12 protein-coding genes are annotated in these 16,686 nt (G+C 62.9%); 1 reads left to right on the top strand and 11 read right to left on the bottom strand.

The genetic code is table 11. The features are described 5' to 3' along the window. Positions 1 to 6 precede the first annotated feature (6 nt). From CEJ45_RS08630 to CEJ45_RS08580, 11 genes are all read right to left on the bottom strand, one after another. Positions 7 to 2,301, bottom strand: a complete 2,295-nt coding sequence (locus CEJ45_RS08630) for a heavy metal translocating P-type ATPase (protein ID WP_206601739.1) — start codon at positions 2,299 to 2,301, stop codon at positions 7 to 9. Between the two features lie 449 nt (positions 2,302 to 2,750). Further along, positions 2,751 to 3,218, bottom strand: coding sequence for a DUF2846 domain-containing protein (locus CEJ45_RS08625; protein ID WP_088754743.1), 468 nt, complete (start codon positions 3,216 to 3,218; stop codon positions 2,751 to 2,753). Between the two features lie 247 nt (positions 3,219 to 3,465). Then, positions 3,466 to 4,680: an aminotransferase-like domain-containing protein gene (locus CEJ45_RS08620; RefSeq protein ID WP_088754742.1), complete on the bottom strand. Its 1,215-nt coding sequence runs from the start codon at positions 4,678 to 4,680 to the stop codon at positions 3,466 to 3,468. A gap of 13 nt (positions 4,681 to 4,693) precedes the next feature. Next, the gene (locus CEJ45_RS08615) at positions 4,694 to 5,731 is read right to left on the bottom strand and encodes an ABC transporter substrate-binding protein (RefSeq protein ID WP_370516360.1); all 1,038 of its coding nucleotides are present in this window, start codon (positions 5,729 to 5,731) and stop codon (positions 4,694 to 4,696) included. Positions 5,732 to 5,884: 153 nt separating this feature from the next. Continuing rightward, a complete protein-coding gene (gene amaB, locus CEJ45_RS08610; RefSeq protein ID WP_088754741.1) occupies positions 5,885 to 7,399 on the bottom strand; it encodes an L-piperidine-6-carboxylate dehydrogenase in 1,515 nt (504 codons plus the stop codon). A gap of 359 nt (positions 7,400 to 7,758) precedes the next feature. Then, on the bottom strand, positions 7,759 to 8,643 hold the full coding sequence (gene gcvA, locus CEJ45_RS08605) for a transcriptional regulator GcvA (RefSeq protein WP_088754740.1): 885 nt from the start codon (positions 8,641 to 8,643) through the stop codon (positions 7,759 to 7,761). 101 nt (positions 8,644 to 8,744) lie between these two features. Next, positions 8,745 to 10,151, bottom strand: a complete 1,407-nt coding sequence (locus tag CEJ45_RS08600) for an FAD-binding oxidoreductase (protein ID WP_088754739.1) — start codon at positions 10,149 to 10,151, stop codon at positions 8,745 to 8,747. Further along, positions 10,141 to 11,214, bottom strand: coding sequence for a DUF1338 domain-containing protein (locus tag CEJ45_RS08595; protein ID WP_088754738.1), 1,074 nt, complete (start codon positions 11,212 to 11,214; stop codon positions 10,141 to 10,143). The genes CEJ45_RS08600 and CEJ45_RS08595 overlap by 11 nt, the downstream gene beginning before the upstream one ends. A gap of 443 nt (positions 11,215 to 11,657) precedes the next feature. Further along, positions 11,658 to 12,596 carry a LysR family transcriptional regulator gene (locus CEJ45_RS08590; RefSeq protein WP_241517309.1) on the bottom strand — a complete coding sequence of 313 codons (939 nt, stop codon included), beginning with the start codon at positions 12,594 to 12,596 and terminating at the stop codon, positions 11,658 to 11,660. A gap of 531 nt (positions 12,597 to 13,127) precedes the next feature. Further along, positions 13,128 to 13,850, bottom strand: a complete 723-nt coding sequence (locus CEJ45_RS08585) for an alpha/beta fold hydrolase (RefSeq protein WP_088754737.1) — start codon at positions 13,848 to 13,850, stop codon at positions 13,128 to 13,130. Positions 13,851 to 14,107: 257 nt separating this feature from the next. Next, positions 14,108 to 15,436 carry an aspartate aminotransferase family protein gene (locus CEJ45_RS08580; protein WP_088754736.1) on the bottom strand — a complete coding sequence of 443 codons (1,329 nt, stop codon included), beginning with the start codon at positions 15,434 to 15,436 and terminating at the stop codon, positions 14,108 to 14,110. 224 nt (positions 15,437 to 15,660) lie between these two features. Here CEJ45_RS08580 and CEJ45_RS08575 point away from each other — a divergent pair, with 224 nt between their 5' ends. Beyond that, entirely contained in the window at positions 15,661 to 16,662 is a 1,002-nt protein-coding gene (locus CEJ45_RS08575) for a phosphotransferase enzyme family protein (protein WP_158214910.1), read from the top strand. Positions 16,663 to 16,686: the final 24 nt, after the last annotated feature.

The raw sequence follows: 16,686 nt of genomic DNA, 5'->3' as shown, positions 1-16,686 counted from the left end.
ACGCTTTCAGGAGGAGAGCCCATGAAAAAGCTCTTCCTCCTGGGCGATATGCAAGCGCAAGATGGCCTCCAAGGCGTACAGCGCATGCCGCAGCTCCTGTGCAGTGGCCGCTGCCAGCGGCGGATCAGCGGGACTTGCGCCCAGTTGTGCGGCAATGCGTTCGAGGGTGCGGCTCAGGCGATGGATTTCGCGATGGGTGCTGCTCATCGCGGCCATCGGATCACGGCCGCCTATCAACGTCGCCAGGCGCGGATAGAGGCGCGCATCGTCTTCGGTTTCATGGGGCAGCAGGCGCGTCTTGAGCAATCCGTTCAAGGACTGCAATGCCTCGCGCAAGGCGCTGACGGTGAGTACCTCGCTGTGCTCGGCCAGCCACAGCAGGCGATCCAATATCGGCAACAGCGCGGCATGCTCTTGCTGCAAGCGCTCCCGATCGGCCGCTGGCAAGCGGCTGCGCAGGACTTCCTTCTGCAAGGTCAGCACACGCAGTGCGTTGAGGATGACGGCCACGTCGATGCACTCCTGCAAGACCGCACCCGCCACCGGGGGCAGATAGCCGCATGCGGCCACCAGCATCGCCACGACCGATAATCCCATCCCAGCGATCACGCTCTGCAAGGCAATGCGGCGGGTCTGCTGCGCCAGCTGCACGGCCAACACCAGGCGATCCAGACGATCCACCAGCAACACCACCTGCGCCGACTCGGCCGCCGCAGCAGCCCCGCGCGCACCCATGGCCACGCCGATATCGGCGGCAGCCAGGGCCGGAGCATCATTGACACCATCACCGACCATCATCGTGACACCCTGCCGGCGTGCCGCTGTAATGGCGGCCAGCTTGGAAGCCGGGCTCTGCTCGGCCAGGATCTCGTCCACGCCCAGCGCACGACCGATGGTGGTGGCCACATCATGACGATCACCGGTCAACATGACGATGCGTTGCGCACCGAGCGTGCGCAGCAAGCGCAGCGCACGCGGCGCTTCCAGCCGCACTTCATCGGCCAGCAACAACACCCCGGCAAGGCGGCCCTCGATGGCGACATATACCCCCGCCACCGCGTCATAGCCGATCCGCTCGCTGAACGGTACGGCCCAGGCCGGCAGCGCCGCACCCTGCAGCACATGGTCACGACTGCCCACACGCAGCGCGCGCCCTTGCACGCGTCCGCTCAGTCCGGCACCCGGCGACTCGCTCACCTGCTCGGGCAGCGCCAGGTCGATTCCGCGTTCGAGCGCCGCACTCACCACGGCCTGTGCGATGGCATGGACCGACATCTGTTCCAGCAACGCCGCCAGTCTCAACAACTCATCCGCGCCGATGCCGGGCGCAGGATGCAGGGCGACCAGATGCGCCTTGCCGCTGGTCAAGGTACCGGTCTTGTCGACGAAGAGGGTATGCAGCTGCGCCAGCTTTTCCAGCGCACCGCCGTGCTTGATGAGGACGCCCTGCTGGGCGCAACGCGACATGGCGCACACCAGCGCCACCGGCACCGCCAGGATCAGGGGACAAGGCGTGGCCACCACGGCGACCGCCAGCGCCCGCTGCGGGTCGCCGCTGATGAGCCAGGCCAGCCCGGCCAAGGCGAGCGCCAGCGGCACGAACAGCAAGGCATAGCGATCTGCCAGCCGCACTGCCGGCGCACGGGACTGGCGGGCGGCACTGACCAGCCGCACGATATTGCCCAAGGTCCCCTGCTCTGCCGTACTGGTGGCCAGCAGGTCGAAGGCCTCGCCGGCATTGATGCTGCCGCTGCAGAGCGCAGCCCCCGAGGCCAGGTTCACCGGTAGTGACTCGCCCGTCAGGGTGGCCTGGTCGAGCAGCGCTGCCGACAGTGCGATGCCATCGACCGGCACCGTCTGGCCAGGACGCACCAGCAGGCGGTCGCCGGGCCGGATCGCCGCCACCGCGACCTCCACGATACGGCCGTCTTCATGGCGATGCGCGTGTTGCGGCACCTTCTCCAGCAGCGCCGACATCTCCTGCTGGGCACGGCGCTCGGCGTGGCTTTCCAGGGCACGGCCGGTGACGAACATGAGGGCGATCACGGCTGCGGTCAGTTCCTCCTGCAAGACCAGCGCCCCGGCCAGGGTGAGCAAGGCCATCAGGTCCAGCCCCCACTGGCGTTGCCACAGGGACAGCGCCGTTTCACTGAAGACGAAGAGCAGTACCAGCGCTGCGCTGGCTTGCCAGACGCGCATGGCGATCAAGGGCAGGTGCCAGGCATGCAGCAGCGCGCCGGTGGCCAATGCCAGGGCGCAGAAGACGACCAGGGGAAGATGGAAACGATGGCGCCAGTTCATGGATCTGGGCCGCAGCATCACGGCAGTGGGCGTGCAGGATCGCAAGCGCGATGATGAGGCCGGAAGGCGCCTCGCAGTGGCCTATCTCTCACAAGGATGACTTGCATCAAGTCCAGGCCTGTCAAGCTGTCCGGCGTGGCAACATGGCGCGAGCCGGGGCTACTGATCTGCCAAGAAGGCAACCTGCGCGCCGATCACTTCCATCTATTCCACGTGGAGTGACGCTCGGGATACGCCGCGAATGGCGGCATCGATGGCAGGGGCAATCCCCTGCAGGCGCTGGACAATTTCGGTCCATGGCCACCTGGCGGAAGAATTCCACAAGTCCGGCGACAGCAAGGGTTGCTTCAACCGGCAGCGATAGGGTCGGCATGGAGGCAGCGCCGGCAAAAAAGACAACGCCCCGATGCACAACGGTTCAACGGGGCGTTATCCTCAAGAATCAAGAATCAGTCTGAGAGTGTGAGCTCCTTCAACAGCGGCAAAGCAACGTCCTCTTTGACGGGGACGAAGGAAACACCCACCACCAGTCCCGTTCCTGAAAAGCCGTTGAAGCCGGTATTGAGCTGCACGAAGTAGCGTTTTCCTGCTTCGGCATTGAGCTTGATCCGGTGGGGAGGCAGAGGCCAGTTGAAGCTGGTTTCGGTTTCCACCAGCACCGGTCCCGGCTTGACGGTGCGGACCAGGTAACCGCCACGTTTGAGCTGTCCGATGTCGGTTCCGTTGACCAGCATGGTCGGATAGTGACCAGTCCGGCCTGCCGACCACTGATCGAACGGCTTGCCGTTCTCGGTGCGGAGAATGTACAACTGTGCTGTCTCCCCTTCAATTTCCTTGTAACCGGAAAACTTCGGCCCCATTGCAATGGCACAGCCCTGCAAGAACAACGCGATCGTGATGATCCAGATTTTTTTCATGCCTCATCCTTTTGATTGTTGTGGTTTGTCGATGGCATCTCATGCTGGCAGACCCCTTGCCATTCAATCTCGCAATACGAGAATGTTGAGATAGGGCAATTTTACAATGCGCCGACAAGCCGGCACCAGATCAATCGTCGTACTGATAAGGTCCCCGCGCTCGTTCGCGTCACCTTCATCGCCCGCACCAAAGAAAACGCCCCGATCCGCACAGCGCATCGGGGCGTTTCCATTGCATGGAGAAAAGTCATGCAAGCATGTGCATCCATTCCTGGTGTGCATGCTTCAGGCGAGCCACGCCATCGATGATCTCCTCCGGCTGGGCATTGGCGAAAGACAGTCGCCAATGGCCCGGATCGGATTGCGTCGCATAGAAGGCGCTGCCCGGCACGTACATGACGTTATGGCGCACCGCGCTCTGCAACAGCGCCGTGGCGTCGGTGCCATCCTTCCAGCTGGCCCAGATGAACATGCCGCCTTCCGGCGCGATCAGCGCGAGACGATCGCCGAAGGCCTCGCGCAAGGACGACAGCATGATCGCGCAGCGCTCGCGGTAGGTGGCGATGATGTGCGGCAGATGCGCCTCCAGATGCCCGGCCTGCAGATACTGCGCCGCCACCATCTGCATCCACGGCGCGGTGCACAGGTCGCCGGTCTGCTTGGCGATGACGGCACGGCGCAGGATTTCCGACGGGCCGCACATCCAGCCGATGCGCAAACCCGGCGCCACGATCTTGGAGAGACTGGACAGGTAGACCAGCCAGTCGCGCGCCCCCTCGATCTCCTGCGCCACCTGCAGCAGCGGCGGTTCGGCCTGCCCCGAAAAACGCAGCTGGCCGTAGGGATCATCTTCGATCACGATGAACTGGTAACGCACCGCCAGCCTGAGCAAATGACGGCGGCGCGCCAGCGGCAAGGTGGCACCGGTCGGATTGGCAAAGCTGGGCACCAGGTACAGCAGCTTGGGCCGGGCGCCCGCCAGCAGCATGGCTTCCAGGGCATCGGTATCCATGCCCCGGGCGTCCCCGGGAATTTCCAGCAGTTCGGCATGCGCCAGGCGCAGGGCCTGGATCGCCGCCGGATAGCAGGGCCGCTCGATGACCACGCCATCGCCCGGTTCCAGCAGGATGCGCAACAGCAGTTCGAAGCCCTGCTGTGAACCCGTGGTGACGATCAGGTCGCCCGGATCACCGCCACCGATGCGCACACGCGTGACTTCCCTGAGCACTTGCGCCAGCTGCGCGGCGCCTTCGGTCGCCCCGTATTGCAGGCAGGCCGCCGCTGCGCCGTCGAGCAGGGTGGCGGCGCTCTTGGCCAGCCCTTGCGTATCGAACAACGCAGGGGCCGGATAGCCGCCGGCAAAGGAGATCATGCCGGGTTGCTGCGTGTACTTGAACAGCTCGCGGATGGGCGACCCCTGGGGCGACTGGAAGGCCGGATTGAAACGATAGGCTGCGGTCATGATCGATACAGGCTTATTGCTCGATCATGCGGTTCCAGCGGTTGTTCCACTCGGAGCGCTTTTCGTTGACGGTGTCCCAGTCGACGGTGTTGAGGTTCTTGGTCAGCACTTCGCTCTTGCCCAGCTTGGCTTGCGCGGCGTCCGACAGCGGTACGTTGCGGTTGACCGGAATCGAATTGGCCAGCGCCATGCTCTTGGCCTGCACCGCCGGGGTCAGCAGGTATTCCAGCAGCTTCTGCGCCAGTTCCGGTTCGCTGTTGCCCTTGATCGGGCAAGCGCCGGTCATGAGCAGCACGCCGCCTTCCTTGGGGGTGGCGAATTCAGCGGGGATGCCCTTGTCCTTCAGGTTGGCGATGCCGGTCACGGTCAGCGGGAAGATGGCCGCTTCATTGGTCTGCACCATCTCCGAAATCTTGGCCGAGCTGGAGAGATATTCGACCACGTTGGGGCCGACGGTGCTGCCCCACTTCTTGAAGCCGGGGTCGACGTTCTTGTCGGTACCGCCCACCAGGCGGTTGAACATCATGAAGCCATAGAGGCCAAAGGTACTGGCCGAGATCGACTGGAACACCACCTTCTGCTTGTACTTGGGATCAGCGAAATCCATCCACGAGGTCGGTGCCGGCCAGCCCTTCTCGGCGAACAGCTTCTTGTTGTAGCCGATGCCAAGCACGCCCATCTCGATGGCCACGGCCTGGTCGTTGGCCAGGCGCGCGAAGGGATAGACATCCTTGAGCACGGCAGCGTCCTTGACCTTTTCGCACAGGCTCATGTTGATGGCGCGATACATGATGCCGTCATCGAGGAAGGCCACGTGCATTTGCGGCTTGTCGCGCTGGGCCTGCATCTTGGCGATGATGTCGGAGGAGGTGCCGGGCACCACCACCACCTTGACGTTGTTGGCCTTCTCGAAGTCGGGGAAGATCGAGGCGGTGTAGTTCTTCTCCATCGTGCCGCCGTTCATGCCGACGTAAATGGTCTTGGTCTGCGCCTGCGCGCCAGTAGCGATCAGGGTCGCAGCGATTGCACAGGTCACTGCCAGGGTCTTCATCTTCATTACTGCACTCCTTGCCGGTTTGCCGTTGTGGATCCCGCTTGCGCGGGCGTGGGTCGTGGGATGCCATGCCGGATCCCTATGGTGGAGCGGGATCCGGCAACGGTGCTGCTTTTTACTTGGGGTATTGCGGTTGGACGTGGCCGTCGCTCAGTCGATATCGAACTTCACGCCCTGCGCCAGCGGCAGGGTCTTGCTGTAGTTGATGGTGTTGGTCGCGCGGCGCATGTAGTTCTTCCAGGCGTCCGAACCGGATTCGCGGCCCCCGCCGGTTTCCTTTTCGCCGCCGAAGGCACCGCCGATCTCGGCGCCGCTGGTGCCGATGTTGACGTTGGCCAGGCCACAGTCGCTGCCCACTGCCGAGACGAACAGTTCGGCCTCGCGCATGTCATTGGTGAAGATGGCCGAAGACAAGCCTTGCGGCACGGCGTTGTTCATGGCGATGGCCTCGCCCAGTTCGTCGTACTTGACGATGTAGAGGATGGGCGCGAAGGTCTCGTGGTGCATGATCGCGGTCTGGCCGGGCATGGTCACGACCGCCGGACGCACATACCAGGATTGCTGGCCCATCACGTCCACGCGTTCGCCACCGGTGACTTCGCCGCCCTGCGCACGGGCTTGCGACAGCGCAGCCTGCATGGCATCGAAAGCGGCCTGGTCGATCAGCGGGCCAACCAGGGTATCGCCCTGCAGCGGATCACCGACCTTCACGCTGGCATAGATGCGCTTGATCTGCGCCACCACCTGGTCGTGGATGCTGCTATGGACGAACAGGCGGCGCAGGCTGGTGCAGCGCTGGCCGGCGGTACCCACGGCCGAGAAGGTGATGGCGCGCAGCGCCAGGTTCAGGTCGGCCGAGGGGGCCACGATCATGGCATTGTTGCCGCCCAGTTCCAGGAGGCTGCGGCCCAGGCGTTCTGCCACCACGGTGGCGACCTTGCGGCCCATGCGCACGCTGCCGGTGGCGCTCACCAGCGGCACGGCGGCCGAACGCGAGAGGGTCTCGCCCAGGTCGGCACCGCCAATCAACAGGCCGCACAGTTGTGACGGCACCAGGTTCGGACGCTGTGCCGAGAAACGTGCCACGGCCTTGGCGAACAGGGCTTGCACGGCCAGTGCGGTGACCGGCGTCTTTTCGGAAGGCTTCCACACCACGGCATTGCCGCATACCAGCGCCAGCGCGGCGTTCCAGGCCCACACGGCGACCGGGAAGTTGAAGGCGGTGATCACGCCGACCACGCCCAGCGGATGCCAGGTTTCCATCATGCGGTGGCCGGGACGTTCGGAGGCGATGGTCAGGCCATGCAGCTGGCGCGACAGGCCCACGGCGAAGTCGCAGATATCGATCATTTCCTGCACCTCGCCCAAACCTTCGGAGAGGATCTTGCCGGCTTCCTGGGTGACCAGGGCACCGAGTTCGTCGCGATGCTCGCGCAGCACTTCGCCCAGCACGCGCACCAGTTCGCCGCGTACCGGCGCCGGCACTTCGCGCCAGGCCAGGAAGGCCTGTTGCGCGCCGGCGATGGCCGCTTCAGCGTCAGCCGGCGTCTGCGCCTTGAGTTGCGCGATGACCTCGCCATCGCGCGGCGAACGGATCACCAGATCGTTGCCGGCGTAGGCCGAGAAGTCGGCACCCAGGGTGGAGAAGATGCGTGGAGAAGACATGGGGTTCCCTTGAAAAGTGGAGTGGGATGGGTCTGGAACGATGGAGTATAAGGACAGCCGCCCTACTTGTTAAAACCAAAAAATTTCACCACATCATGAGTTTTTGGAATGCACTGCCCTGGCGCGCGAGAATGCGCGAGGATGCGCGAGGATGGTGCAGCGCATCACTTCATATCGGCCGCAAGCCCCCGCGCCACGGCGCTTCCCGCCGCAGTGCCGGGGCCGCCCCGGCGGCTGCCTGCAAGGCAGGCATGGCACGCAGCGGGCTGCATGCGCGCACGACGCAAAACCGCGTGGCCATGAGTTTTTGTCAGCATGGGAAATCGCCGCACCGAATCGATGCAGCGCGATGGAAGACCTCAGCCGCCCTGCGCTTCGCCCAGGATCCACTCGCGGAACTTGAGGATGGCGGCCTTGCCGGCGTTCTTTTCGGGATAGACCAGGTAATAGGATTGCGGGCTCTTGACCGCCAGCGGGAACGGCACGTGCAACTGCCCCAGGCTGATCTCGGTCTCGACCATGAACTTGGGCATGAGCGCCACGCCCATGCCGGCAACAGCGGCCTGGATGACCATGGCCAGCTGCTCGAAACGCGGGCCCGACAAGGCATTGGGGCAATCCACGCCGACATGGCGGAACCAGTCCTGCCAGGCCTGCGGACGCGTGGTGTGCTGGAGCAGCGTGACGTTGGCCAAATCCCCTACCGAGCCCAGGCCCTCGGCCAGTGCCTTGCTGCACACCGGCACCACTTCCTCGCCCATCAAGCGCACCATCACGGTATCGGGCCAGTCGGGTTCGCCGAAGTGGATGGCGGCATCGACCTGGCGCGTATTGAAATCGAAGGGCAGCACTTCGGTGCTCAGGTTCAGCAGCACATCGGGATAGGCGGCAGCGAACTTGGCCAGGCGCGGGATCAGCCACTTCACGCCGAAGGTCGGCAGGATCGCCAGGTTGAGCACACTGGCCAGGCTGTTGTAGGTCATGACCTGGAAGGTCGCCATCTCGATCTGCTTCAAGATGGTGGAGACCTGGGCGGCATAGTCGCGGCCGGCTTCGGTGAGGATCAGGCGGCGGTTGATGCGCTCGAACAGCTTGACGTTGAGGTACTCCTCCAGGATCGCCACCTGGCGGCTCACCGCGCCCTGCGTCATGTGCAATTCATTGGCCGCCTTGGTGAACGACATGTGCCGCGCCGACGTATCGAAGGCAATCAGGCAGGACGTTGACGGGATGAAACGGCGCATGGGACGAAGACCGCTGGCTGAGGGCGGGGCAGGAGGTGAAGGAGCCCGCACTATAGCAAATGGCGTGCCCTCCCCTCCAGAGCGTCCCGGCACGTTGCCCGTCATGTGAAGCGCGTATTGCCCAGCAGGCAGTGCGGATCGAACACGGCTTGCACGCGGCCGGCCAGCGCGCGTTGCTCGGGTTGCGTGTAGCGCTGGTAGTAATGCTGGTTGAAGGGACCGATGCCGTGCTCGGCACTGAAACTGCCTTGGTAAGGTTTTGCAACCAAGTCATAGAGCGCCGTGCGCAGGGCCTCGATGCGCTCCGGCGGGAACTGCGGCTGCTGCGCTGGCGGGATGGCCAGGTTGAAGTGCACGCCCCCATCGCCCCAGTGGCCGAAGTCGAACACTTCGGCACCGGCGAAGTCCCGTTCCACCAGGGCCAGTGCCTCGGCGCGGAAGGCCGGCATGCGCGAGCGCGAGACGGAGATGTCGAAGGCGACGATCTTGCCTTCCTGCTTGACGCTGTCGCTGATGGCATGGCGCAGGCGCCACAGCGTCTCGGGCTTGTCGACCACGGCATCGACGATGGCGTCGTCGAAGTGGCGTTCCAGCCAGGCCATGAAGAGCTTGTCGAGATCGAAGTGCTCGCTGGCTGCCGACGACGAACTCAGCTCCACCAGCAAGGCATAGTCCGGTAATGGATCAAAGGGTGCGCTCACCTGCGGCAGGTGGCGCAAGACGGACGCCAGCGCATTGCGCGAGATGCCTTCGAAGGCCGTGAGGAAGTCGGCGAACTGCGCCTGGGCATCCTGCAGCAAGCGCAAACCCGCTTCCAGCGAGGACGGCACGATCAAGGCGGTGGCGCGCTGGCGCGGCAATGGATGCGCGCGCAGCACTGCTTGCGTGACGATGCCGTAGCTGCCGGCCGTGCCGATGAAGAGCTGTTTCCAGTCCGGGCCGGTATTGTTCTTGTGCAGGCGGTTGCCCATCTTCAGCAATTCACCGGGCGGCTGCATGAGCAGTGCTTGCAGGCCCAGCGTGTTGTGGCGCACATCGCCATAGCGGATCAGGCGCGCGCCACCGGTGTTGGCGGCCAGCATGCCGCCCACCGAGGGATCGGCCCCCAGGTCGATGGGGAAGCACAGCCCGTGCGGGGCCAGCGCCTGGTTCAGGTCCGACAGGCGGGTGCCGGCCCAGGCCTGGATCACGCCATCGACCGGATCGATATCGATCACGCCCTTGATGCGCTCCATGCTGAGGATAAGTTGCAAACCCGAACTATCTGGCGAAGCCGCACCGACCAGGCCGGTGTTGGCGCCCTGCGGGATCAGCCGGAGTTTTTCGGCGGCGCACAGGCGCATGAGCTCGGCGGCTTCGGCCACATTGGCCGGACGCGCCACGCACAGCGCCTGTCCGGCCCCATAGCGCGGGCCGTGCTCATAGGGCTGACGCTCGGGCGCAGAGGTGATCAGGCCGGCGTTGCCCAGCAGGTCCTGCAGGCGCGCCAGCGCGGCGTCAACAGACACTGGCCGCCTCGTCGCTGGCCGCACCGGGGGCCACCGCCTCGGTCATCTTGAAGATGCCTTGCGCATTGCCGCTGTCGAACGTCAGGTCCAGCTTGCGCTGGCCGGCCTCGTCGGCGAAATAGTCACGCGAGATGAATTCGTAGAAGGAACCCGGCAGGGTGACGGCAACGGGCTGGCCATCCTCACCCTGCAGCTGGTAATCGACCTTGACCGCACGGAAGGCGGTCTGGCGCACGCGGCCATTGCGCGAGACTTCCACCTGGTCCTTGATGGGACGGCCCAGCTGGCGCTGGCGTTCGGCGGTGGCGACCACGTCGGAGACACGGTCGGTCGCGTGATTGAAGGCATTGCCTTCGGTGGAGATCCAGGCCATCTCGGCGGATTCGGCCTTGAGCGTTTCGTATTGCGCCAGGGTCGGCAGGTCGTGATGGCGGGCGAAGCACTTGAGCATCGCGGGCAGCAGGCGCTTGGCCTCGTCCATGCCCAGCTTGCCTTGTGCGGAGAGCTTGGCCAGCAGGGCCAGCACCTCATCGGAGAGCGGATTGCGCGAGGTGGCCAGCACGGCGTCCACGGTCTGCTGGAACTGGGGCGAGAACTGTTCCGGATGCAGTTCGCTCACGAAGAACTGGGCGATCTGTTCGGCGTCGTCGATGTGGGTATAGACGCGGCCGGTCATCTTGATGCGCGCCAGCGGGTAGGTACCGGTCTGCTGGTAGCCCAGCGGCAGCAGCACGCTGGTGAAGAGCGTCTCGCCATCGGGGAAGCTGCGCTCGCGGCCCAGGCGCACGGTACGCACGGCGCCGTGGTCGAAGCAGATCTTCACGCCCTCGCGCTCGGCATCGGCCACGTAGTCACGGCCGGTGGCGACCTGTTGCAGCAGGCCTTCGAAGAGCAGCATGTTCAGGGCCTGCGCCAGTTCCAGGCGCGACACCTCGGCGGCGGCCGGACGCAGGGTCGAGGCAGGGACTTCCAGGCGCGCGAACTGGCGCTGCACCAGGGCCTCGTCGCCGTAGTGGGAAAGCAGGAGTTGATGGAGATTGCTGTGCTGCGCGGAGATCGTCATTTGCGTGCCTTTGACCGGGTGACTATGAGATAGCCTCATGGTAAGGGCAGCGCGGGGTCCGGATAAAACGATAAATTCTGGGGCTTCAATGCCTTTTTCTCATGCAAGGCCGGAGCCAGCCCGCCAAGAAGCGCAGATGCCAATGTCGATCACGATGCCGAGCAGATGCCTGACCTGTCCATTGACGGCCGTCCCTGAAAGGGGAGTCGGGTGCATCCTGCGATTGTCGGCATCGCCCCCTCCCCTTTGCAGTGCTGCGTCACCGAACACCCCCTCCGCAGTGACACAACGCCGGCGCGAGCTGGTTGCCCGCAGTGCCCCCCGACACATTACCGGCAGGGAACGGCAGGAATCACTGTATTACAAGCAAGGCCATTTGATTAGCCGTCGTTTGGCGAACGATCTCGTTAATCAAATTGAACAATGCACAAGCCGCAAAATCCTTACTGAGCAGAAACATCCTCATGCTGCTGCGGATGCCGGCGCGCGAAATAGTCCCGGATCTGGGCGATGCAGGCCAGGATCTTGGCGGGCACGGGGTCGCGGTGGCGGGTGGTGATGAAGGCGCAATAGCCCTCCAGCGACCAGTCCGGCAAGACTTCCACCAGGCGTCCGGACTTAAGATCATCTTGCACCTTACTGCGCAGGAAGCGGCCCAGGCCATGTCCCTGCACGGCCAGCTGCCGCAATGAGCGCGCATGGTTGGCCGTGATGCGCGGCGTCAGCCGCAGCTGCGCGCACTGCCCGGCGCGGTTGCGCAGGGTCAGCTCTACAGATGCACCCGGCCCGTGCGGGCTGAAGAAGAGCAACTGGTGATGGAGCATGTCCTCGGGTCGGCGGATCGGCGGGTGGGCCTGGAGATAAGACGGCGCCGCGCACAGTACAGCCTCCATCCGGGCCAGCGGGATATCTCCCGGACCGGGTGCGCGGCCTACGCGCAGGGCCAGGTCGACGCTCTTGTCCATGAGGTCGACGTTGTGATCGCAGACATCGATGCTGATGCGCAACTGTGGATGATTGCGAATGAAATCATCCAGGGCTGGCACCAGGTATTCGGGTGCCATGAAGCTGGAAGCGGCAATGCGCAGCTCTCCCACCAGTTCGGTATGCAGGCTCTCGGTGACATCGCGGGCCTCGTTGGCCAGCGCGACGATGCGCGCGCAATGGGCATAGAAGCCCTGCCCGGCTTCGGTCAGGCTGAGCTTGCGGGTGGTCCGGTGCAGCAGGGTGGTGCCGAGGATGCTTTCGAGCGCGCTGATGTGCTGGCTCACCGACGAGGAGGTCAGCCCGAGTTCGCGAGCCGCCTTGGAGAAGGCGCCCAGCTCGACGACGCGGGAGAAGATCACCATGCGGGGCAGGTAATCCATGGCATTGTTTTTCATCTTTGCGCTGGAGTGGTCGAAGGGGCAGGCTCGACTATAGCGCGGGATGTTGTCTGGTGAGCAGATGAGATGAAGCGGAGATTGGGGCTTGTTTCCTGTTTGGCAGGAAGCGATGGGGAGCGGGTGAGATAGTCACTTGCGTTACCAGAAACCATTGCATCAACGGGCGTGAGATGCGTTGTGTCCGGTAAAGTCGCTGCCTCCGCGTCGAATGATTCCAAGTAGGGCCACCTCCATCACTCCGCTTTCCCACCCGCTGTGGTAACCAGGATTGTGGTCGGAACATGGGGCAACTCCGGACGCAAATTCACCGGCGAAGCGGGTCTGCCCTTGGCGGCATTCCAACCGAAATATGCGGGGATCAAGGTACGGCTCAAGGAAATTTCCATCGACACGATTGCAGGCTAGCTGATTCCTGACTACAGCCAAGGAGTAACGCAATCCATCGCCGGCATCCAAGGGAGCTTCATTTCCGTTGCATTCGATAAAGCCCGCATTCCCGGAACGGCCCACCCACCGCTTCAAGAGCCGTTATAACTCCGTCACCAGCCGATGCAGCGTCTCCGCCGTCTCAGTCGGCCGGGAGAGAAATGGCGAATGCCCGCTATCGATTTCCTTTACCCGGCTGCAGCCGGCACGGGCGGCCATGACCCGCTGCAGCACCGGATCCAGTACGCGATCCTTGGTGCAGACGACGTAACTCTTGGGCAGCTTTCCATAGCGTTCTTCGGTCAGTTGCACCGGACTGATGATGGGTGCAACAGCCTGGGTGCGGAACTGGGGCGCGGCCCACGCGGCAATGGCATGGGGCGCATCGTGCATGAACCTGGTCACCCGCTTGTCGGCTTGCGTATCGACGACCTGATGATGGTCCTGCATGCCCAGGATGACCGCCTCCTTGTCGAGCACGACGTCCGACAATGAATCGATCGATTCACCGTCGCTCGGAACATAGCCACCCAAGTAGATGATGCGCGCCACGTCCTGCGCATTTTTCTCCGCTGCAGCGGCCACGGCAATGCCGCCCAGGCTATGGCCGACCAGCGTCACGCGTTTGCCTATGGACACGATGGCCTTGCGGATGGCGTCGGCGTATCTTTCCAGGGTCACCTCGCCAAAGGGCGTAGTGTCTTCGCCACTTCCCGGCATGTCTATCGCATGCACCTCATGCCCGCGCATGGTCAATCCGGCACTGACGGCGGACCAGATCCACTTGCCTTGCCAAGCGCCATGAACCAGTAAAAAGTTGGCCAATCGATTCTCCTTGTCGTGCGCTGGCGGAGGCAATCGCCTGCTCAGTCAGATGGATGGGTGTACCCCACGGTGCGTTCCATGCTAGTCCCTGATCTGCGCAAAGACAATCCAGACAACAACCATACATCGGTGATGCGACGGCGGTGAGTGGTCGACTACCGGGTTAGTGCTTAACGGGCTACAAATTACCGACACAGTTGAGCCCCCTCGGTCAAGGGACGGGTCACATACACGCCTCGCCCGGAGCAACTATCGATTCAGCGAATCCGAAGAATTTCGTCGATTGCGGTGACTAGTGTGTCGCAGTTCTCGGAGGAGAATTGAAGTGGCGGTCGGATCTTCAAAATATTACCTTGGGGGCCGCAGGTGCTTATCAAGACACGTCTCCTTCTCAGCTCATTGACGACATCGAGCGCCATTTCGGTATCGCCATTTTTGGTACCAGGCTGCACAAACTCAACGGCGGCGTAGAGGCCAATTGCGCGGATGTCACCAATGGATTGATGCTGTGCTTTCAACTGCTCCAGCCCACGCTTAAGATGCGCCCCCGTTTCCTTGGCGTTGCTAATCAGGCCCTCCGATTCAATTACGTCCAGAACAGCTGATGCAGCTGCGCAGCAAACGGTGTTTCCACCGAAGGTATTGAAATATCCCGAACGGTCGGTGAAAGCCTGCATGATGTCTGCAGTTGTCACGGTGGCAGCGATTGGCATGCCATTGCCCATGGGCTTTCCCATCACGACGATGTCGGGGAGAATTCTGTGGCGTTCAAAGCCCCACATGCCTTCCCCAGTTCTACCGAACCCTGGCTGCACTTCGTCGGCAACGAAGACACCCCCGGCCCTTTTTACAGTTGCAACGACGTCCTGGAGGAAGCCTGGCGGGTCGACAAACAGGCCATCACTGGAGCATACGGTATCGAGAATGAGCCCTGCGAACTTGATGCCGTGGCGCTCCATGTCAGCTATGGCCGCAGCCACGTCCTGTGCGAATTTGATGCCAACAGGCGCATCCTGCCGATATCCGTCTGGTGCATCGACCAGACGCACATTGATGCCAATAGGAACACCCGGGCCGAATGCCGGCGTGATCTCGGCCACGGCAGTCGAGTGGCCGTGATAGGCGAAGCGCGTCACGATGAAGCCGCTGCCGCCCGTGTAGAGGCGAGCTAGGCGCATGGCGAGGTCGACGCTTTCTGTACCGCTGCTCGTGAAGAGTACCTTTGAGAGTCCGCGCGGGAAGGTGCCGAGCAGTCGTTCCGCATAGGACGTGACCACATCGGAGAGATATCGCGTGTGTGTGTTGAGGGTGGCCGCCTGCTTGGACACTGCTTCGACCACATGGGGATGGCAATGGCCTACCGAGGGGACGTTATTGTAAGCGTCGAGGTATTCGAGACCATCCCGATCACGCAACCACACGCCGGAGGCGCTGACGAAATGCACGGGGTCGCGATAGAACAAAGGGACGCCATCACCAAAGGTATTGCGCCTGCGCTCGATCAGGGCGCGCGTCGCGGGGGCGGTGGTGTTGACAGATTGCGGGCTGAAAGAGTTCAAGGCCAGCATGCCATCGGAGTCAGTCATGGTCTCTCCAGTACAAGTAATTCGACACGGGAATGGTGCTCGCGAAGATGCCAGTCTGTCTTGACCACCGACGACATTTCCTTGATAGAAGAAGACGCTCTGCCGGGGCGCCGTATGGGCTGCGTACAGCTTGATATCCACGGTCAACGATTTGTGTTGCGATGTCAAACGAACTCATGGCTGCTGGCGTGAAGATGTGGGCAACGCTATTCGGAGCCTCTTTCATGACCCTTGCAACTACTGAATCCCATCTTTCCTACATCGCGGCTCTTCAAGAAATGGCTCGCTCTGCGCTTCCGAGATATGGATTCTCATCCAATGTGCAGGTCGCACTGCTGAGCCATTCGGAGAATACGGTGTTCCGGCTCGACAATCCGAAGACCGGGTGGCGCGCGGTGATGCGCGTGCATCGCGCCAACTATCAGACCGCCAATGCGATCCAGTCGGAACTGGATTGGATGACGGCATTGAACGAAGCCGGCATCGCTACACCACAGCCACTGCGCACGCTGGATAGTGAGTCGTTGATCGAGGTGGAAACAGCCGCTGCCGGCAAGAGGATGATCGCCACATTCGCATGGGTGGACGGCGACTTTCCAGACGAGGGGAACCTGCCTCCGTCCCTGCAAAAATTGGGCGAATTGAGCGCGAGAATGCATCGGCAGTCACGCCAGTGGCAACGCCCCGGCTACTTCGAACGCCATACCTGGAGTCTCGACGATACCGTGGGCGAGAGCGGCCGCTGGGGCCGCTGGCGAGACGCTCCCTGGCTCGGCAGAGAACAGGTGAACGTGCTCGAGCGAGCGCGAGATTTGATGAGCTTGCGCCTGGAGTCGTTCGGGATGTCGCCGGATAAGTACGGGCTGATTCACGCTGACCTGCGTCTCGCGAATCTCCTGATCAAGGGGGATCGCACCACTATCATCGACTTCGATGACTGCGGCATCGGCTGGTTCTTGCATGATATGGCGACGGCGCTGAGCTTCATAGAACATCGCCCCGACCGCCGCGAGCTCATGCTGCACTGGGCTGATGGTTATGCGCGCCATGGTGCACTGACACAAGCCGACATTGAGGAATTCCCGACCTTCCTTATGCAGCGCCGCTTGCAACTGCTGGCCTGGATGGCATCGCACAGTGAAACCGAATTGGCACAAAGCCTCGGTGAGCGCTGGGTGGCAGACACTGCCGAGTTGGCAACGGACTATCTGCACCAAATGGGCTAATGGTCTGAAAATTGCTAGCACGGT

The sequence above is a fragment of the Herbaspirillum aquaticum genome (assembly GCF_002213425.1).
Classification (GTDB): Bacteria; Pseudomonadota; Gammaproteobacteria; order Burkholderiales; family Burkholderiaceae_D; genus Herbaspirillum; species Herbaspirillum aquaticum.
Note: the sequence above shows the minus strand (reverse complement) of the source record. Positions and strands in the feature narration are given on the sequence as shown.

Bases quoted from the DNA above. Each gene is read 5' to 3' on its own strand.
- CEJ45_RS08630 (WP_206601739.1), bottom strand. From the start codon at position 2,301: ATGAACTGGCGCCATCGTTTCCATCTTCCCCTGGTCGTCTTCTGCGCC.
- CEJ45_RS08575 (WP_158214910.1), top strand. From the start codon at position 15,661: ATGACCCTTGCAACTACTGAATCCCATCTTTCCTACATCGCGGCTCTT.
- CEJ45_RS08590 (WP_241517309.1), bottom strand. From the start codon at position 12,596: ATGAAAAACAATGCCATGGATTACCTGCCCCGCATGGTGATCTTCTCC.
- amaB (WP_088754741.1), bottom strand. From the start codon at position 7,399: ATGTCTTCTCCACGCATCTTCTCCACCCTGGGTGCCGACTTCTCGGCC.
- CEJ45_RS08615 (WP_370516360.1), bottom strand. From the start codon at position 5,731: ATGAAGACCCTGGCAGTGACCTGTGCAATCGCTGCGACCCTGATCGCT.
- gcvA (WP_088754740.1), bottom strand. From the start codon at position 8,643: ATGCGCCGTTTCATCCCGTCAACGTCCTGCCTGATTGCCTTCGATACG.
- CEJ45_RS08625 (WP_088754743.1), bottom strand. From the start codon at position 3,218: ATGAAAAAAATCTGGATCATCACGATCGCGTTGTTCTTGCAGGGCTGT.
- CEJ45_RS08595 (WP_088754738.1), bottom strand. From the start codon at position 11,214: ATGACGATCTCCGCGCAGCACAGCAATCTCCATCAACTCCTGCTTTCC.
- CEJ45_RS08620 (WP_088754742.1), bottom strand. From the start codon at position 4,680: ATGACCGCAGCCTATCGTTTCAATCCGGCCTTCCAGTCGCCCCAGGGG.
- CEJ45_RS08580 (WP_088754736.1), bottom strand. From the start codon at position 15,436: ATGACTGACTCCGATGGCATGCTGGCCTTGAACTCTTTCAGCCCGCAA.